This window comes from Citrobacter sp. RHBSTW-01044, from assembly GCF_013781945.1.
Taxonomy (GTDB): domain Bacteria; phylum Pseudomonadota; class Gammaproteobacteria; order Enterobacterales; family Enterobacteriaceae; genus Citrobacter; species Citrobacter braakii.
Map to the genome: position 1 here is coordinate 1,375,829 of NZ_CP056180.1, position 16,398 is coordinate 1,392,226.

Below are 16,398 nucleotides of genomic sequence, written 5' to 3' on the forward strand. Positions count from 1 at the left end.
TGAAAAGTAAAGTGTTAGATGCGTGTTGTGATTCACACTTTTGAGATAATTGCGGGCGTTGTCAGCAAAAAGCATAGCAGACAAGCATGGTATTGCTGGCTTAAGCAGGTAACATAGATGTTATAAATTGATAACAAATTCTTTCTTTGAATGGTGAGAGTATGGGGATCTTCAAAGTTTGTGCCGTTGACTGAGGTGATAATGTGCGGCTCAGTAGAATGGTTACCCGCGCCACTTTTTTGATAGATACGTGAAAGGAACAACAAGATGGATGACCAGTTAAAACAAAGCGCCCTCGATTTCCACGAATTTCCGGTACCCGGTAAAATCCAGGTTTCTCCGACCAAGCCTCTGGCAACCCAGCGCGACCTCGCGTTGGCCTACTCGCCGGGCGTGGCTGCACCGTGTCTTGAAATTGAAAAGGACCCGCTGGCAGCCTACAAATACACCGCACGCGGCAACCTGGTTGCGGTTATTTCCAACGGTACTGCGGTTCTGGGCCTGGGTAATATTGGCGCGCTGGCCGGTAAACCAGTGATGGAAGGTAAAGGCGTTCTGTTTAAGAAATTCGCCGGGATTGACGTGTTCGACATCGAAGTTGATGAACTCGATCCGGATAAATTTATCAACGTGGTAGCGGCGCTTGAACCAACGTTTGGCGGCATTAACCTCGAAGATATCAAAGCGCCGGAGTGCTTCTACATTGAGCAAAAACTCCGTGAGCGCATGAATATTCCGGTATTCCACGATGACCAGCACGGTACGGCAATCATCAGTACTGCCGCAATCCTTAACGGTCTGCGGGTGGTTGAGAAAAATATCTCTGATGTGCGCATGGTGGTGTCCGGTGCAGGTGCGGCGGCGATTGCCTGTATGAACCTGCTGGTGGCGCTGGGTATGCAGAAACACAACATTGTGGTCTGCGACTCCAAAGGGGTGATTTACAAAGATCGTGAACCAAACATGGCGGAAACCAAAGCGGCATACGCAGTGGTGGATGACGGTAAACGTACGCTGGATGATGTCATTGACGGCGCAGACATTTTCCTCGGTTGCTCGGGTCCGAAAGTGCTGACGCAGGAAATGGTTAAGAAGATGGCGCGTGCGCCAATGATCCTGGCCCTCGCCAACCCGGAACCGGAAATCCTGCCGCCGCTGGCGAAAGAGGTGCGTTCTGACGCCATCATTTGCACCGGCCGTTCCGACTACCCGAACCAGGTTAACAACGTTCTGTGCTTCCCGTTCATCTTCCGCGGCGCGCTGGACGTCGGCGCTACTGCCATCAACGAAGAGATGAAACTGGCCGCGGTACACGCCATTGCTGAGCTGGCGCACGCCGAGCAGAGCGAAGTCGTGGCCTCCGCCTATGGCGACCAGGACCTGAGCTTCGGGCCGGAATACATCATTCCGAAACCGTTCGACCCGCGTCTGATCGTCAAAATCGCCCCTGCGGTGGCGAAGGCGGCGATGGATTCCGGTGTGGCAACGCGTCCGATTGCCGACTTTGATGCTTATATCGATAAGCTGACCGAATTCGTCTACAAAACCAACCTGTTCATGAAGCCGATTTTCTCTCTGGCACGCAAAGCGCCGAAGCGCGTGGTGCTGACTGAAGGGGAAGAGGCGCGTGTACTGCATGCCACGCAGGAGCTAATCACTTTAGGTCTGGCGAAACCGATCCTGATCGGTCGTCCGAGCGTTATCGAAATGCGTATCCAGAAACTGGGTCTGCAGATCAAAGCGGGCGTCGATTTTGAGATCGTCAACAATGAGTCAGATCCGCGCTTTAAAGAGTACTGGAGCGAGTACTACCAGATTATGAAACGTCGTGGTATTACCCAGGAGCAGGCGCAGCGTGCGGTAATTGCCAACACCACGGTGATCGGCGCGATCATGGTGCAGCGCGGCGAAGCGGATGCGATGATCTGCGGTACGATAGGCGACTACCATGAGCACTTCAGCGTGGTGAAAGAGGTGTTTGGTCATCGCGATGGCGTGCATACTGCTGGGGCGATGAACGCCTTGCTGCTGCCAAGCGGTAACACCTTTATCGCCGATACCTACGTTAACGACGATCCTACGCCGGAGCAACTGGCGGAAATCGCCGTGATGGCGGCAGAAACCGTGCGTCGCTTTGGTATCGAACCGAAGGTAGCGCTGCTGTCGCACTCCAACTTTGGCTCATCTAACTGTCCGTCGGCCAGCAAAATGCGCGAAGCGCTGGAGCTGATTAAGGCGCGTGCGCCAGAGTTGATGATTGATGGCGAAATGCACGGCGATGCCGCGCTGGTGGAAAGCATCCGTCATGACCGCATGCCGGACAGTCCGCTGAAAGGCTCAGCGAATATTCTGGTGATGCCGAATATGGAAGCTGCCCGTATTAGTTACAACTTACTACGCGTTTCCAGCTCTGAAGGCGTAACGGTCGGCCCGGTGCTGATGGGGGTTGCGAAACCGGTTCACGTATTAACGCCGATCGCTTCTGTTCGTCGTATCGTTAATATGGTGGCGCTGGCGGTTGTAGAAGCCCAAACTCAGCCGCTGTAATTTCACTTTAATTTATTTCCGGCGCGGGTTTCTCCCGCGCCTTTTTATTTCCCCTTTCTTAGTGATCCACTTCACCTTTTAAACATGGTTGCCGAATTTTGTTATTTACTCTGACAAAAAATTGCCACGATGAGGGCAGTTTTAGCGGAGGCGGTGAGCAATGGAAAAAGAACGCATTATTCAGGAATTTGTGCCGGGGAAACAGGTTACGCTGGCGCATCTCATTGCGCACCCCGGCGAGGAACTGGCGAAAAAGATCGGCGTTCCCGAAGCGGGCGCTATCGGCATCATGACGCTGACGCCAGGCGAAACCGCCATGATTGCCGGTGACTTAGCTATGAAGGCGGCAGATGTACATATCGGCTTTCTCGATCGATTCAGCGGTGCGCTGGTCATCTACGGCTCGGTAGGTGCGGTAGAAGAAGCGTTATTACAGACGGTAAGCGGTCTGGGTCGGTTATTAAATTTCACTTTGTGCAACCTGACAAAAAGTTAATCAGAGGCGGCGATGAAACGTATTGCGTTTGTCGGTACGGTGGGGGCGGGGAAAACAACGCTCTTTAATGCGCTACAGGGAAATTATTCCCTCGCCAGAAAAACACAGGCCGTGGAGTTTAATGAAAATGGCGATATCGACACGCCAGGAGAATATTTTAGCCATCCGCGCTGGTATCACGCCTTAATTACCACGCTGCAGGATGTTGATACGTTGATTTATATACACGCGGCAAATGATAAAGAAAGTCGCTTACCTGCCGGGCTGTTGGATATCGGCGCCAGTAAACGACAAATCGCCGTTATCAGCAAAACGGACATGCCGGATGCCGACGTCGCCGCAACGCGACAACTACTTCGCGGGATAGGGTTCCAGGAGCCGATTTTCGAACTCAACAGCCATGACCCGCGCAGCGTGCAGCACCTGGTGGATTATCTGACTGAGCTCAGCCAAAAGGAGGAAAGGGCAGGTGAAAAAACTCATCACAGCTAACGATATTCGTGCGGCCCACGCACGCGGCGAACAGGAAATGTCGGTTGTTCTGCGCGCCAGCATCATCACCCCGGAGGCGCGCGAAGTTGCGGAGCTGCTGGGCGTCACCATCAGTGAATGCGATGAATCCGCGCCAACCGTCGCTGCTGCTGCACCGGCTGCGGTGGATGATGGCAAAACGGAAAGCCAGCGCATTCGCGAAACCATCATTGCGCAGTTACCGGAAGGGCAGTTTACCGAAAGCCTGGTCGCCCAACTGATGGACAAAGTCATGAAGGAGAAACAGTCGCTGGAGCAGGGCGGAATGCAGCCGAGCTTTAACTCGGTGACCGGCAAAGGCGGCGTCAAAGTCATCGACGGCAGCAGCGTGAAGTTTGGTCGTTTTGACGGCGCACAGCCGCACTGCGTGGGTTTAACCGATCTGGTGACCGACCAGGACGGTAGCAGCATGGCCGCCGGGTTCATGCAGTGGGATAACGCTTTTTTCCCATGGACGCTGAACTACGACGAAATCGACATGATTCTGGAAGGCGAGCTGCACGTTCGCCACGAAGGCGAAACCATGATTGCTAAAGCCGGGGACGTGATGTTTATCCCGAAAGGCTCCAGCATCGAATTTGGTACGCCATCGACGGTGAAATTTCTGTATGTGGCCTGGCCTGCGAACTGGCAGTCCTGCTAAGGCGGATGTATGAAGGATTTCATTACCGAAGCATGGCTCAGAGCGAATCATACGCTCAGCGAAGGGGCTGAAATTCATCTCCCCGCTGATGCTCGCCTGACGCCATCTGCCCGGGAATTACTGGAAAGCCGACATCTGCGCATTAAGTATATCGACGAGCAGGGTAGCCTGTTTATTGATGACGAAGAACAGCAGCCGCAGCAGGTGCATGGTTTAACCAGCAGCGATACGCATCCACAGGCCAGTTGCGAACTGTGTCATCAACCGGTGGTGAAGAAAGCAGACACGCTGACGCATCTGACAGCGGACAAGATGGTCGCTAAAAGTGACCCGCGCCTGGGATTTCGCGCCGCGCTGGACAGCACCATCGCCCTGGCCGTGTGGTTGCAGATAGAGCTGGCGGAACCGTGGCAGCCGTGGCTGGCGGATATCCGTTCGCGTCTGGGCAACATTATGCGCGCCGACGCTATCGACGAGCCGCTGGCAGCACAAGCTATCGTCGGGTTAAGCGACGAAGATTTACACCGGCTTTCGCATCAGCCGCTGCGCTATCTGGACCACGACCATCTGGTGCCTGAAGCCAGTCATGGCCGTGATTGCGCGTTGCTTAATCTGCTGCGTACCAAAGTTCGTGAAACGGAGACGGTGGCGGCCCAGGTATTCATCACCCGTAGTTTTGACGTGATGCGACCGGACATCATGCAGGCGCTCAATCGCCTTTCCAGTACGGTCTACGTGATGATGATTCTGAGCGTAGCGAAGCATCCACTGACGGTTAGCCAAATTCAACAGCGACTGGGGGAGAAGCAATGATCATTGAACGTGCTCGTCAACTCGCCCAGCGCTCACCTGCACGGGTGGTGTTCCCGGATGCGCTGGATGTTCGGGTGTTGAAAGCGGCAAATTACCTGCATCAGCACGGTCTGGCACATCCTGTTCTCGTCGCCAGTCCGTTTGCGCTGCGCCAGTTTGCCCTCAGCCATCGGGTGGCAATGGATGGCATTCAGGTTATCGACCCGCAAAGCAACCAGTCCATGCGTGAAGAGTTTGCGCTGCGCTGGCTGGCCCGCGCGGGAGATAAAACGCCTGCAGATGCGCTGGAAAAACTCAACGATCCGCTGATGTTCGCCGCCGCCATGGTTAGCGCGGGTAAAGCTGACGTCTGTATTGCGGGCAATTTGTCGTCGACAGCAAACGTGCTGCGCGCTGGGTTACGCATTATTGGGTTACAGCCAGGCTGTAAAACGCTGTCGTCAATTTTCCTGATGCTGCCGCAGTACCTCGGGCCGGCATTAGGGTTTGCCGATTGCAGCGTCGTGCCGCAGCCCACAGCCGCGCAGCTGGCGGATATTGCGATTGCCAGCGCGCAGACATGGCAGGCGATCACCGGTGAAGAACCGCGCGTGGCCATGCTGTCGTTTTCAAGTCAAGGCAGCGCTCGTCATCCTAACGTCGCTAACGTGCAGCAGGCTACGGAGATCGTTCGTGAGCGCGCCCCTCAGCTTACCGTGGATGGGGAACTGCAATTTGATGCCGCCTTTGTTCCGGATGTCGCCGCGCAAAAAGCGCCCGCCAGTCCGTTAAAGGGCAATGCCAATGTGATGGTCTTCCCATCGCTGGAGGCAGGCAATATTGGCTACAAAATCGCCCAGCGTCTGGGAGGGTATCGTGCCGTAGGTCCGTTGATCCAAGGGCTTGCCGCACCGCTTCATGACCTCTCTCGCGGCTGTAGCGTACAGGAAATTATCGAACTGGCGTTGGTGGCAGCAGTGCCGCGTCAGACTGACATGAGTCGTGAAAACGCCTCACACACACTGGTTGTTTAGGTCCCGTTCTGGACCCCTTAATGAGAGGAAAACACAATGGAAGCATTAGGAATGATTGAAACCCGGGGCCTGGTTGCACTGATTGAGGCTTCTGACGCAATGGTTAAAGCGGCACGCGTGAAACTGGTCGGCGTGAAGCAGATCGGCGGCGGTCTGGTTACTGCAATGGTCCGTGGTGACGTAGCGGCATGTAAAGCCGCAACGGATGCTGGTGCTGCTGCTGCACAGCGTATTGGTGAGCTGGTTTCCGTACACGTAATCCCGCGTCCGCATGGCGATCTGGAAGAAGTGTTCCCGATCAGCTTTAAAGGCGACAGCAACGACATGTAAGTCGTCCATGTGACGCCACAGACTTCATTGCTGGCGTCACCCTCTCTCCTTTTCACATTACCTTCTGCGGAGGGTAGGGGGAGGTTTTACCTGAAATATGCCACGGAGGCGCGTATGAAACTGGCAATCGTCACAGGACAAATTGTTTGTACCGTACGCCATCAGGGGCTCGCGCACGACAAGTTGCTGATGGTGGAAATGATTGATGCCTGCGGAAATCCCGACGGGCAATGTGCTGTTGCTATCGACAGCATTGGGGCGGGAACCGGAGAGTGGGTGCTGCTGGTCAGCGGAAGCTCAGCCCGTCAGGCGCACCGTAACGAATCATCACCTGTCGATCTGTGCGTGATTGGCATTGTTGATGAAGTGGTGGCAGGTGGTCAGGTGATCTTCCATAAATAAGGCAGAAAATCATGAATCAACAGGATATTGAACAGGTCGTGAAAGCGGTACTGCTGAAAATGAAAGACAGCAGCCAACCCGTCAGTGCCGTTCAAGAAATGGGCGTTTTTGCCTCCCTGGATGACGCAGTGGCGGCAGCAAAACTGGCCCAGCAAGGGCTGAAAAGCGTTGCCATGCGCCAACTGGCTATCACGGCTCTACGTGAGGCGGGCGAAAAACATGCCCGAGAATTAGCGGAACTTGCCGTCACAGAAACCGGCATGGGACGCGTTGAAGATAAATTTGCCAAAAATGTGGCGCAGGCACGCGCCACGCCGGGCGTGGAATGCCTGTCTCCACAGGTTCTGACCGGTGATAACGGCCTGACGCTGATTGAAAACGCGCCGTGGGGTGTGGTGGCCTCGGTGACACCGTCCACCAACCCGGCTGCGACCGTTATTAACAACGCCATCAGCCTGATTGCGGCTGGCAACAGCGTGGTCTTCGCACCGCATCCGGCTGCCAAGGGCGTGTCTCAGCGCGCTATCACTCTGCTTAACCAGGCGGTAGTTGCTGCAGGCGGACCGGCAAACCTGCTGGTTACCGTGGCCAATCCGGATATTGAAACCGCCCAGCGTCTGTTTAAGTACCCAGGCATCGGCCTGCTGGTGGTGACCGGCGGTGAAGCCGTAGTGGATGCCGCGCGTAAGCACACCAACAAACGTCTGATTGCCGCCGGTGCGGGAAATCCGCCGGTGGTGGTTGATGAAACGGCTGATCTGGCACGCGCAGCCCAGTCGATCGTCAAAGGCGCTTCGTTTGACAACAACATTATCTGCGCCGACGAAAAAGTGCTGATCGTGGTCGATAGCGTCGCTGATGAGCTGATGCGTCTGATGGAAAGCCAGCATGCAGTCAAGCTGACCACGGCTCAGGCCGAACAACTGCAACCGGTGCTGCTGAAAAATGTCGATGAACGCGGTAAAGGCACGGTCAGTCGTGACTGGGTGGGTCGCGACGCAGGAAAAATCGCTGCGGCGATTGGTCTGAACGTACCGGAGCAAACCCGGCTGTTGTTCGTCGAAACCTCTGCGACTCACCCGTTTGCCGTAACCGAACTGATGATGCCGGTTCTGCCGGTCGTGCGGGTCGCCAACGTCGATGAGGCCATTGAACTGGCGGTCAAGCTTGAGGGCGGTTGTCACCATACGGCGGCGATGCACTCGCGCAATATCGACAACATGAACCGCATGGCAAACGCCATTGATACCAGCATTTTCGTTAAGAACGGACCGTGCATTGCCGGTCTTGGACTCGGCGGCGAAGGCTGGACCACGATGACCATTACCACGCCAACCGGGGAAGGGGTGACCAGCGCACGCACGTTTGTGCGTCTGCGTCGCTGTGTGTTGGTGGATGCCTTCAGAATTGTATAAGGAGTGAACGATATGGCGCACGACGAACAACGTTGGCTGACACCCAGATTGCTAAAAGCGGCAACGCTATGTAACCAGACGCCCGTAAAGAGCGATTCACCGCTGTGGCTGGGCGTGGATTTGGGGACGTGTGACGTGGTGTCGATGGTTGTCGACAGTGACGGACAGCCGGTTGCGGTTTGCCTGGACTGGGCCGACGTCGTGCGCGATGGCATCGTCTGGGATTTCTTCGGTGCGGTGACTATCGTTCGTCGCCATCTCGATACGCTCGAACAACAGTTGGGTTGCCGCTTTACCCACGCGGCAACCTCGTTTCCACCGGGAACTGACCCACGGATCTCGATCAACGTGCTGGAATCTGCCGGGCTTGAAGTCAGTCATGTGCTCGATGAACCGACCGCGGTGGCGGACCTGTTGCAGCTTGATAACGCTGGTGTGGTGGATATCGGTGGCGGTACCACCGGGATTGCGATTGTGAAGCGAGGCAAGGTGACTTACTCCGCCGATGAAGCGACCGGCGGGCACCACATTTCTCTGACGCTTGCCGGGAACCGTCGCATCCAGTTGGAAGAGGCGGAGCAGTACAAACGCAGCAACGGTAAAGAAATCTGGCCGGTGGTTAAGCCGGTCTACGAAAAAATGGCGGAAATTGTGGCTCACCATATTGCCGGACAGGGCGTGGCTGATTTATGGCTGGCCGGTGGTTCCTGTATGCAGCCGGGCGTTGATGAACTGTTTCGTAAGCGTTTCCCGGAACTGCAGGTGCATTTACCCCAGCACAGCCTGTTTATGACCCCGCTGGCGATTGCAAATAGCGGAAAAGAAAAAGCGGAAGGAATCTATGCAAGCTGAATTGCAGACCGCGCTCTTTCAGGCATTCGATACCCTGAATCTGCAACGCGTAAAAACGTTTAGCGTTCCACCGGTTACGTTGTGTGGACTGGGAGCGCTCAGTACCTGCGGACAGGAAGCACAAACGCGCGGCCTGACGCATATGTTCGTCATGGTCGACAGTTTCCTGCACCAGGCGGGGATGACCGCCGCACTGGAACGCAGCCTGGCGATGAAAGGCGTGGCGATGACGCTGTGGCCATGTCCGGTGGGCGAACCGTGCATTACGGACGTCTGCGCGGCGGTCGCGCAACTGCGTGAATCGAAGTGCGATGGCGTAGTGGCCTTTGGTGGTGGTTCCGTATTGGATGCCGCAAAAGCCGTGGCGTTGCTGGTGACCAATCCCACCCAGACGCTGGCAGACATGGACGAGAGCAGCGCGTTACGCCCGCGTCTGCCGCTGATTGCCGTACCGACTACCGCCGGAACGGGTTCAGAAACCACTAATGTCACGGTGATTATCGACGCCGCGACCGGGCTTAAAAAAGTGCTGGCCCACGCAACCCTGATGCCGGATGTGGCGATTCTTGACGCCGCGCTGACGGAAGGTGTGCCCGCACACGTAACGGCGATGACCGGGATCGATGCGCTGACGCATGCCGTTGAAGCGTATAGCGCTCTGAACGCGACGCCGTTTACCGACAGTCTGGCGATTGGCGCGATTGCGATGATAGGTAAATCGCTGCCGAAGGCCGTTGGCTATGGTCAGGATCTGGCGGCGCGAGAAAGCATGCTACTGGCTTCCTGTATGGCCGGGATGGCGTTTTCCAGCGCGGGACTGGGCCTGTGTCACGCGATGGCGCACCAGCCGGGTGCGACGCTGCACATTCCACATGGACAGGCTAACGCCATGCTGCTGCCCACAGTAATGGGGTTCAACCGCATGGTGTGTCGTGAGCGTTTCAGCCATATCGGACGGGCGTTAACCAACAAGAAGTCGGACGATCGCGATGCCATCAACGCCGTCAGCGAGCTGATTAGCGAAGTGGGCCAGACCAAACGACTCTCTGACGTTGGGGCAAAGCCCGAGCATTACAGCGCATGGGCTCACGCCGCGCTGGAGGATATTTGTATTCGCAGTAACCCACGCACCGCCACGCAGGCCGACATTATCGCGTTGTATGCGGCGGCACAATAAATACACATATGACAGGGAGTGAAGGTTATGGGAATTAACGAAATCATCATGTACATCATGATGTTCTTTATGCTGATTGCCGCCGTGGACAGGATCCTGTCGCAGTTCGGCGGTTCGGCACGCTTCCTCGGTAAGTTCGGGAAGAGTATTGAGGGATCGGGCGGCCAGTTTGAAGAAGGTTTTATGGCGATGGGCGCGCTGGGTCTGGCGATGGTCGGTATGACCGCGCTGGCACCGGTACTGGCGCATGTGCTCGGGCCGGTGATTATTCCACTGTACGAAATGTTGGGCGCGAACCCGTCGATGTTTGCCGGAACGCTGCTGGCGTGCGATATGGGCGGCTTCTTCCTGGCGAAAGAACTGGCGGGCGGCGACGTTGCGGCGTGGCTGTACTCTGGCCTGATCCTCGGGGCGATGATGGGGCCGACGCTGGTCTTCTCTATTCCGGTTGCGCTGGGGATTATTGAGCCGTCCGACCGTCGTTATCTGGCGCTGGGCGTGCTGGCGGGGATCGTCACCATTCCGATTGGCTGTATTGCGGGTGGTTTGATCGCGATGTACTCCGGTGTCGAAATCAACGGGCAGCCGGTGGAGTTCACCTTCGCGCTAATCCTGATGAACATGATCCCGGTGCTGATCGTTGCCGTGCTGGTGGCGCTGGGACTGAAATTCATCCCGGAAAAAATGATCAACGGCTTCCAGATCTTCGCGAAATTCCTGGTGGCGCTGATCACCATCGGTCTGGCGGCAGCGGTAATCAAATTCCTGCTCGGCTGGGAACTGATTCCGGGTCTTGATCCTATCTTCATGGCACCGGGTGACAAGCCGGGTGAAGTGATGCGCGCCATCGAAGTTATCGGTTCTATCTCCTGCGTGCTGCTGGGTGCGTACCCAATGGTACTGCTGCTGACCCGCTGGTTTGAAAAGCCGCTGATGAGCGTCGGTAACCTGTTAAAAATCAATAATATCGCGGCTGCGGGCATGGTGGCGACGCTGGCGAACAACATCCCAATGTTTGGCATGATGAAGAATATGGATACCCGCGGCAAAGTGATCAACTGCGCTTTTGCGGTCTCCGCAGCCTTCGCACTGGGTGACCACTTAGGTTTCGCCGCGGCCAACATGAACGCGATGATCTTCCCAATGATTGTCGGCAAGCTGATTGGCGGCGTGACGGCGATTGGTGTGGCTATGCTGTTGGTACCGAAAGACGAAGATGTTCCGGCACCAGCAGAAACCAACCCGGAGGCGCAATCGTGAATACTCGCCAGCTACTCAGCGTCGGTATCGATATCGGCACCACCACCACTCAGGTGATCTTCTCACGCCTTGAGCTGGTCAACCGTGCGGCAGTGTCGCAGGTGCCGCGTTACGAATTCATCAAACGCGAAATTAGCTGGCAAAGCCCGGTGTTCTTTACCCCCGTTGATAAGCAGGGCGGGTTGAAAGAGGCCGAACTTAAGGCGCTGATCCTCGCCCAGTATCAGGCGGCGGGAATTGCGCCTGAGACCGTCGATTCCGGCGCGATCATCATCACCGGAGAAAGTGCCAAAACCCGCAACGCGCGACCAGCGGTGATGACGCTCTCTCAGTCGCTGGGGGACTTCGTGGTTGCCAGCGCCGGTCCGCATCTGGAATCAGTGATTGCCGGTCACGGCGCAGGGGCTCAAACCCTGTCAGAGCAGAAGTTGTGCCGCGTACTGAATATCGACATCGGTGGCGGGACGTCGAACTACGTCCTGTTCGATGCCGGAAAAGTCAGCGGTTCGGCCTGCCTGAACGTCGGCGGACGACTGCTGGAAACGGACGGTCAGGGGCGGGTGGTGCATGCGCATCAGCCAGGACAGATGATTGTTGATGACGTATTTGGTCCAGGCACCGACGCCCGAACCCTTAATGCGGCGCAGCTTGTTCAGGTGGCTCGACGGATGGCGGCGCTGATCGTTGAGGTGATTGACGGCACGCTGTCACCGCTGGCGCAGGCGCTGATGCAAACCGGTCTGTTGCCGACGGGTGTGAAGCCGGAAGTGATTACGTTGTCCGGCGGGGTGGGCGAGTGCTACCGCAACCAGCCTGCCGATCCATTCTGTTTTTCCGATATTGGGCCGCTGTTAGCGACGGCGCTGCATGAACATCCGCGCCTGCGTGAGATGAACGTGCAGTTCCCGGCGCAAACCGTGCGCGCCACGGTGATTGGCGCCGGTGCGCATACGCTGTCGCTTTCGGGCAGCACCATCTGGCTGGAAGGTGTGGCGCTTCCGCTGCGCAATCTGCCGGTGGCGATTCCGGTTGATGAGGCTGATTTGGTGGCCGCCTGGCAACAAGCACTGATGCAGCTCGATCTGGACCCGCAAACAGACGCTTACGTGCTGGCGCTGCCCGGTTCGCTGCCGGTGCGCTACGCCGCGCTGTTAACGGTTATTGATGCGCTACTGGCCTTTGTCGCACGCCATCCGAATCCGCATCCCCTGCTGGTGGTAGCCGAGCAGGATTTTGGTAAAGCCCTGGGCATGCTGTTACGCCCACAGTTACAGCAACACCCGCTGGCAGTCATCGATGAGGTGGTTGTCCGGGCGGGGGACTATATCGACATTGGTACGCCTCTTTTTGGCGGATCGGTTGTGCCGGTGACGGTGAAATCACTCGCATTTCCTTCCTGAGGGAACGACTTATGAAACTAAAGACCACATTGTTCGGCAATGTTTATCAGTTTAAGGATGTTAAAGAGGTGCTGGCAAAAGCCAACGAACTGCGTTCGGGGGATGTGCTGGCAGGGGTAGCTGCAACCAGTTCGCAAGAGCGAGTGGCGGCCAAACAGGTGCTGTCGGAAATGACGGTAGCGGATATCCGCAACAACCCGGTGATTTCCTATGAAGAGGACTGCGTGACGCGTCTGATTCAGGACGACGTCAACGAAACGGCCTATAACCGCATCAAAAACTGGAGTATCAGCGAGCTGCGCGAGTACGTGCTGAGCGATGAAACCTCCGTTGATGACATTGCGTTTACGCGCAAAGGATTAACGTCGGAAGTGGTCGCAGCGGTAGCAAAAATCTGCTCTAACGCGGACCTGATCTACGGCGGTAAGAAAATGCCGGTGATCAAAAAGGCCAACACCACCATTGGTCTGCCGGGCACCTTCAGCTGTCGTTTACAGCCGAACGACACCCGTGATGACGTGCAGAGTATTGCGGCACAAATCTACGAAGGGCTGTCCTTCGGGGCGGGCGATGCGGTGATTGGCGTTAACCCGGTAACAGATGACGTGGAAAACTTAAGCCGCGTACTTGATACCGTGTACGGCGTCATCGACAAATTCAATATCCCGACCCAGGGCTGCGTCCTGGCGCACGTTACTACCCAGATCGAAGCCATTCGTCGCGGCGCGCCGGGCGGGCTGATTTTCCAGAGTATCTGCGGCAGCGAGAAAGGCTTAAAAGAGTTTGGCGTTGAGCTGGCCATGCTGGATGAAGCGCGTGCAGTGGGCGCTGAGTTTAACCGTATCGCCGGGGAAAACTGCCTGTACTTCGAAACCGGACAAGGGTCTGCGCTTTCTGCTGGCGCTAACTTCGGCGCCGATCAGGTGACGATGGAAGCACGTAACTACGGTCTGGCGCGTCACTACGATCCGTTCCTGGTGAACACCGTTGTCGGCTTTATCGGGCCGGAGTATCTCTATAACGACCGTCAGATTATTCGCGCGGGTCTGGAAGATCACTTTATGGGCAAGCTGAGCGGCATCTCAATGGGCTGCGACTGCTGCTATACCAACCATGCTGATGCTGACCAGAACCTCAACGAAAACCTGATGATTCTGCTCGCCACCGCAGGCTGCAACTACATCATGGGCATGCCGCTCGGTGACGACATCATGCTCAACTATCAGACCACCGCCTTCCACGACACCGCGACCGTGCGCCAGCTGCTGAACCTGCGTCCGTCGCCGGAGTTTGAACGCTGGCTGGAAACCATGGGCATTATGGCAAACGGTCGCCTGACCAAACGGGCGGGCGATCCGTCACTGTTCTTCTGATGACGCGGGGATGACACACGATGGATCAAAAACAGATTGAAGAAATTGTACGCAGCGTGATGGCGTCAATGGGTGAGTCGCAGCCGCAGGCGCAAGCGCCGGCAGTACAAGCGCAATGCAGCACCACCCAGTGCGCCGCGCCGACCGGTGAAAGCTGTGCGATGGATTTAGGCTCAGCCGAGGCTAAAGCGTGGATTGGCGTTGAGAATCCGCACCGCGCAGAGGTGTTGACTGAACTGCGTCGCAGCACTGCGGCGCGTGTATGTACCGGTCGAGCCGGTCCACGTCCGCGTACCCAGGCGCTGCTGCGCTTCCTGGCCGACCACTCGCGTTCGAAAGATACGGTATTGAAAGAAGTGCCGGAAGAGTGGGTAAAAGCCCAGGGGCTGCTGGAAGTGCGCTCGGAAATCAGTGACAAAAACCTGTATCTGACGCGTCCGGATCTGGGGCGCCGTCTGAGTGCGGAAGCCATTGAAGCGCTGAAATCACAGTGTGTAATGAACCCGGATGTGCAGGTGATTATCTCTGATGGCCTGTCTACGGACGCTATCACCGCTAACTACGAAGAGATTCTGCCGCCGCTGTTGTCTGGCTTAAAACAGGCCGGATTGAAGGTCGGGACGCCGTTCTTTGTTCGCTATGGTCGCGTGAAAATCGAAGATCAGATCGGCGAACTGCTGGGCGCGAAAGCGGTGATCCTGCTGGTTGGGGAACGTCCGGGCCTGGGCCAGTCGGAAAGCCTTTCTTGCTACGCCGTCTATTCGCCGCGTGTGGCGACGACCGTTGAAGCTGACCGTACCTGTATCTCGAACATTCACCAGGGCGGTACGCCACCGGTTGAAGCGGCGGCGGTCATTGTGGATTTGGCCAAGCGCATGCTGGAGCAAAAAGCATCCGGCATCAATATGACCCGTTAAGGAGGCATCATGCCAGCATTAGATTTGATTAGACCTTCAGTCACCGCAATGCGCGTGATTGCCTCGGTAAATGACGGTTTTGCCCGTGAACTTAAATTACCGCCACATATACGTAGCCTCGGACTCATCACAGCAGATTCTGATGACGTGGCGTATATTGCCGCAGACGAAGCGACAAAACAGGCAATGGTGGAAGTGGTTTATGGCCGCTCGCTGTATGCCGGCGCGGCGCACAGTCCCTCTCCAACTTCGGGTGAAGTGCTGATTATGCTCGGTGGACCCAACCCGGCAGAAGTTCGCGCAGGTCTGGACGCGATGGTAGCCAATATTGAAAGCGGCGCGGCGTTTCAGTGGGCGAATGACGCAGAAGATACCGCCTTCCTGGCGCATGTGGTTTCGCGTACCGGCTCGTATCTCTCGGCGACCGCAGGATGCCGGCTTGGCGATCCGATGGCGTATCTGGTGGCGCCGCCGCTGGAAGCGACATTTGGTATTGATGCTGCGCTGAAATCGGCTGATGTACAACTGGTGACTTACGTTCCGCCGCCGTCAGAAACCAACTATTCGGCTGCGTTTATGACCGGTAGCCAGGCTGCTTGTAAAGCTGCATGTAACGCCTTTGCCGATGCCGTTCTGGATATTGCCCGTAACCCAATCCAGCGCGCGTAAGAGAGGTTGTGATGATCAATGCACTGGGATTACTGGAAGTGGATGGCATGGTCGCTGCCGTGGATGCGGCGGATGCCATGCTGAAAGCCGCGAACGTGCGCCTGCTTAGCCACGAAGTGCTCGATCCTGGCCGGTTGACGCTGGTGGTGGAAGGCGATCTGGCGGCGTGCCGCGCAGCGCTGGATGCCGGTAGCGCCGCTGCTGCGCGTACAGGCCGTGTTATCAGCCGTAAGGAAATCGGCCGACCGGACGATGATACCCAGTGGCTGATCGGCGGTTTTAAGCGCCAGCCGAAGAAACCAGAACAGAAGCCAGAAGTGAAAACAGATGTAAAAACGCAGAAGACGCAGGACGCCCCGTTGACGCCTGAATCCTCTGATCAACTTCTGACGCTGTTGGCATCGGTCCGTCAAGGAATGACGGCAGGGGAAGTGGCTGCCCACTTTGGCTGGTCACTTGATGAAGCCAGAAAGGCGCTGGAACAGCTCTTTTCTGACGGAGCGTTGCGTAAACGCAGTAGTCGCTATCGCTTAAAAAATTAACCTGTCGGAGGGCCGGGG

Annotated in this window: 17 protein-coding genes; all 17 read left to right on the forward strand. The window is 56.5% G+C overall.

Annotated elements, in window-relative coordinates; all coding sequences use genetic code 11:
- Positions 1-267 precede the first annotated feature (267 nt).
- The 17 genes from maeB (at position 268) to eutK (ending at position 16,380) form a co-directional block, all read left to right on the forward strand.
- Complete coding sequence (gene maeB / locus HV352_RS06525) at positions 268-2,547, forward strand: NADP-dependent oxaloacetate-decarboxylating malate dehydrogenase (protein ID WP_016153959.1); 2,280 nt, start codon at positions 268-270, stop codon at positions 2,545-2,547.
- Between the two features lie 160 nt (positions 2,548-2,707).
- Positions 2,708-3,043 (forward strand): ethanolamine utilization microcompartment protein EutS, encoded by a 336-nt coding sequence (gene eutS / locus HV352_RS06530; RefSeq protein ID WP_003037995.1) that lies wholly within the window; start codon positions 2,708-2,710, stop codon positions 3,041-3,043.
- A 12-nt stretch (positions 3,044-3,055) separates the two neighbouring features.
- Entirely contained in the window at positions 3,056-3,535 is a 480-nt protein-coding gene (gene eutP, locus HV352_RS06535) for an ethanolamine utilization acetate kinase EutP (protein ID WP_016153958.1), read from the forward strand.
- Positions 3,513-4,217, forward strand: a complete 705-nt coding sequence (eutQ, locus tag HV352_RS06540; protein ID WP_049270083.1) for an ethanolamine utilization acetate kinase EutQ — start codon at positions 3,513-3,515, stop codon at positions 4,215-4,217. Before eutP ends, eutQ begins: the two co-directional genes overlap by 23 nt.
- Positions 4,218-4,226: 9 nt before the next feature.
- Positions 4,227-5,030, forward strand: coding sequence for an ethanolamine utilization cob(I)yrinic acid a,c-diamide adenosyltransferase EutT (eutT, locus tag HV352_RS06545; protein WP_019077358.1), 804 nt, complete (start codon positions 4,227-4,229; stop codon positions 5,028-5,030).
- Entirely contained in the window at positions 5,027-6,043 is a 1,017-nt protein-coding gene (pta, locus tag HV352_RS06550) for a phosphate acetyltransferase (RefSeq protein WP_016153955.1), read from the forward strand. The genes eutT and pta overlap by 4 nt, the downstream gene beginning before the upstream one ends.
- Before the next feature lie 36 nt (positions 6,044-6,079).
- A complete protein-coding gene (gene eutM, locus HV352_RS06555) occupies positions 6,080-6,373 on the forward strand; it encodes an ethanolamine utilization microcompartment protein EutM (RefSeq protein WP_003835054.1) in 294 nt (97 codons plus the stop codon).
- Positions 6,374-6,487: 114 nt separating this feature from the next.
- Complete coding sequence (eutN, locus tag HV352_RS06560; RefSeq protein ID WP_016153954.1) at positions 6,488-6,775, forward strand: ethanolamine utilization microcompartment protein EutN; 288 nt, start codon at positions 6,488-6,490, stop codon at positions 6,773-6,775.
- Positions 6,776-6,786: 11 nt separating this feature from the next.
- On the forward strand, positions 6,787-8,190 hold the full coding sequence (locus tag HV352_RS06565) for an aldehyde dehydrogenase family protein (protein ID WP_016153953.1): 1,404 nt from the start codon (positions 6,787-6,789) through the stop codon (positions 8,188-8,190).
- Between the two features lie 12 nt (positions 8,191-8,202).
- Positions 8,203-9,042, forward strand: coding sequence for an ethanolamine utilization protein EutJ (gene eutJ / locus HV352_RS06570; RefSeq protein ID WP_016153952.1), 840 nt, complete (start codon positions 8,203-8,205; stop codon positions 9,040-9,042).
- The gene (gene eutG / locus HV352_RS06575; protein WP_016153951.1) at positions 9,032-10,219 is read left to right on the forward strand and encodes an ethanolamine utilization ethanol dehydrogenase EutG; all 1,188 of its coding nucleotides are present in this window, start codon (positions 9,032-9,034) and stop codon (positions 10,217-10,219) included. The genes eutJ and eutG overlap by 11 nt, the downstream gene beginning before the upstream one ends.
- A gap of 27 nt (positions 10,220-10,246) precedes the next feature.
- Positions 10,247-11,479: an ethanolamine utilization protein EutH gene (eutH, locus tag HV352_RS06580; RefSeq protein ID WP_016153950.1), complete on the forward strand. Its 1,233-nt coding sequence runs from the start codon at positions 10,247-10,249 to the stop codon at positions 11,477-11,479.
- Complete coding sequence (gene eutA / locus HV352_RS06585; RefSeq protein ID WP_016153949.1) at positions 11,476-12,879, forward strand: ethanolamine ammonia-lyase reactivating factor EutA; 1,404 nt, start codon at positions 11,476-11,478, stop codon at positions 12,877-12,879. Before eutH ends, eutA begins: the two co-directional genes overlap by 4 nt.
- A gap of 11 nt (positions 12,880-12,890) precedes the next feature.
- A complete protein-coding gene (gene eutB, locus HV352_RS06590) occupies positions 12,891-14,252 on the forward strand; it encodes an ethanolamine ammonia-lyase subunit alpha (RefSeq protein WP_003038029.1) in 1,362 nt (453 codons plus the stop codon).
- A gap of 20 nt (positions 14,253-14,272) precedes the next feature.
- Positions 14,273-15,169, forward strand: a complete 897-nt coding sequence (eutC, locus tag HV352_RS06595; RefSeq protein WP_016153947.1) for an ethanolamine ammonia-lyase subunit EutC — start codon at positions 14,273-14,275, stop codon at positions 15,167-15,169.
- A 9-nt stretch (positions 15,170-15,178) separates the two neighbouring features.
- Complete coding sequence (gene eutL, locus HV352_RS06600; protein WP_016153946.1) at positions 15,179-15,838, forward strand: ethanolamine utilization microcompartment protein EutL; 660 nt, start codon at positions 15,179-15,181, stop codon at positions 15,836-15,838.
- 11 nt (positions 15,839-15,849) lie between these two features.
- On the forward strand, positions 15,850-16,380 hold the full coding sequence (gene eutK / locus HV352_RS06605) for an ethanolamine utilization microcompartment protein EutK (protein WP_016157100.1): 531 nt from the start codon (positions 15,850-15,852) through the stop codon (positions 16,378-16,380).
- Positions 16,381-16,398: the final 18 nt, after the last annotated feature.

Coding starts and splice junctions, on each gene's coding strand:
- maeB (WP_016153959.1), top strand. CDS start 268: ATGGATGACCAGTTAAAACAAAGCGCCCTCGATTTCCACGAATTTCCG.
- eutS (WP_003037995.1), top strand. CDS start 2,708: ATGGAAAAAGAACGCATTATTCAGGAATTTGTGCCGGGGAAACAGGTT.
- eutP (WP_016153958.1), top strand. CDS start 3,056: ATGAAACGTATTGCGTTTGTCGGTACGGTGGGGGCGGGGAAAACAACG.
- eutT (WP_019077358.1), top strand. CDS start 4,227: ATGAAGGATTTCATTACCGAAGCATGGCTCAGAGCGAATCATACGCTC.
- pta (WP_016153955.1), top strand. CDS start 5,027: ATGATCATTGAACGTGCTCGTCAACTCGCCCAGCGCTCACCTGCACGG.
- eutM (WP_003835054.1), top strand. CDS start 6,080: ATGGAAGCATTAGGAATGATTGAAACCCGGGGCCTGGTTGCACTGATT.
- eutN (WP_016153954.1), top strand. CDS start 6,488: ATGAAACTGGCAATCGTCACAGGACAAATTGTTTGTACCGTACGCCAT.
- HV352_RS06565 (WP_016153953.1), top strand. CDS start 6,787: ATGAATCAACAGGATATTGAACAGGTCGTGAAAGCGGTACTGCTGAAA.
- eutJ (WP_016153952.1), top strand. CDS start 8,203: ATGGCGCACGACGAACAACGTTGGCTGACACCCAGATTGCTAAAAGCG.
- eutG (WP_016153951.1), top strand. CDS start 9,032: ATGCAAGCTGAATTGCAGACCGCGCTCTTTCAGGCATTCGATACCCTG.
- eutH (WP_016153950.1), top strand. CDS start 10,247: ATGGGAATTAACGAAATCATCATGTACATCATGATGTTCTTTATGCTG.
- eutB (WP_003038029.1), top strand. CDS start 12,891: ATGAAACTAAAGACCACATTGTTCGGCAATGTTTATCAGTTTAAGGAT.
- eutC (WP_016153947.1), top strand. CDS start 14,273: ATGGATCAAAAACAGATTGAAGAAATTGTACGCAGCGTGATGGCGTCA.
- eutL (WP_016153946.1), top strand. CDS start 15,179: ATGCCAGCATTAGATTTGATTAGACCTTCAGTCACCGCAATGCGCGTG.
- eutK (WP_016157100.1), top strand. CDS start 15,850: ATGATCAATGCACTGGGATTACTGGAAGTGGATGGCATGGTCGCTGCC.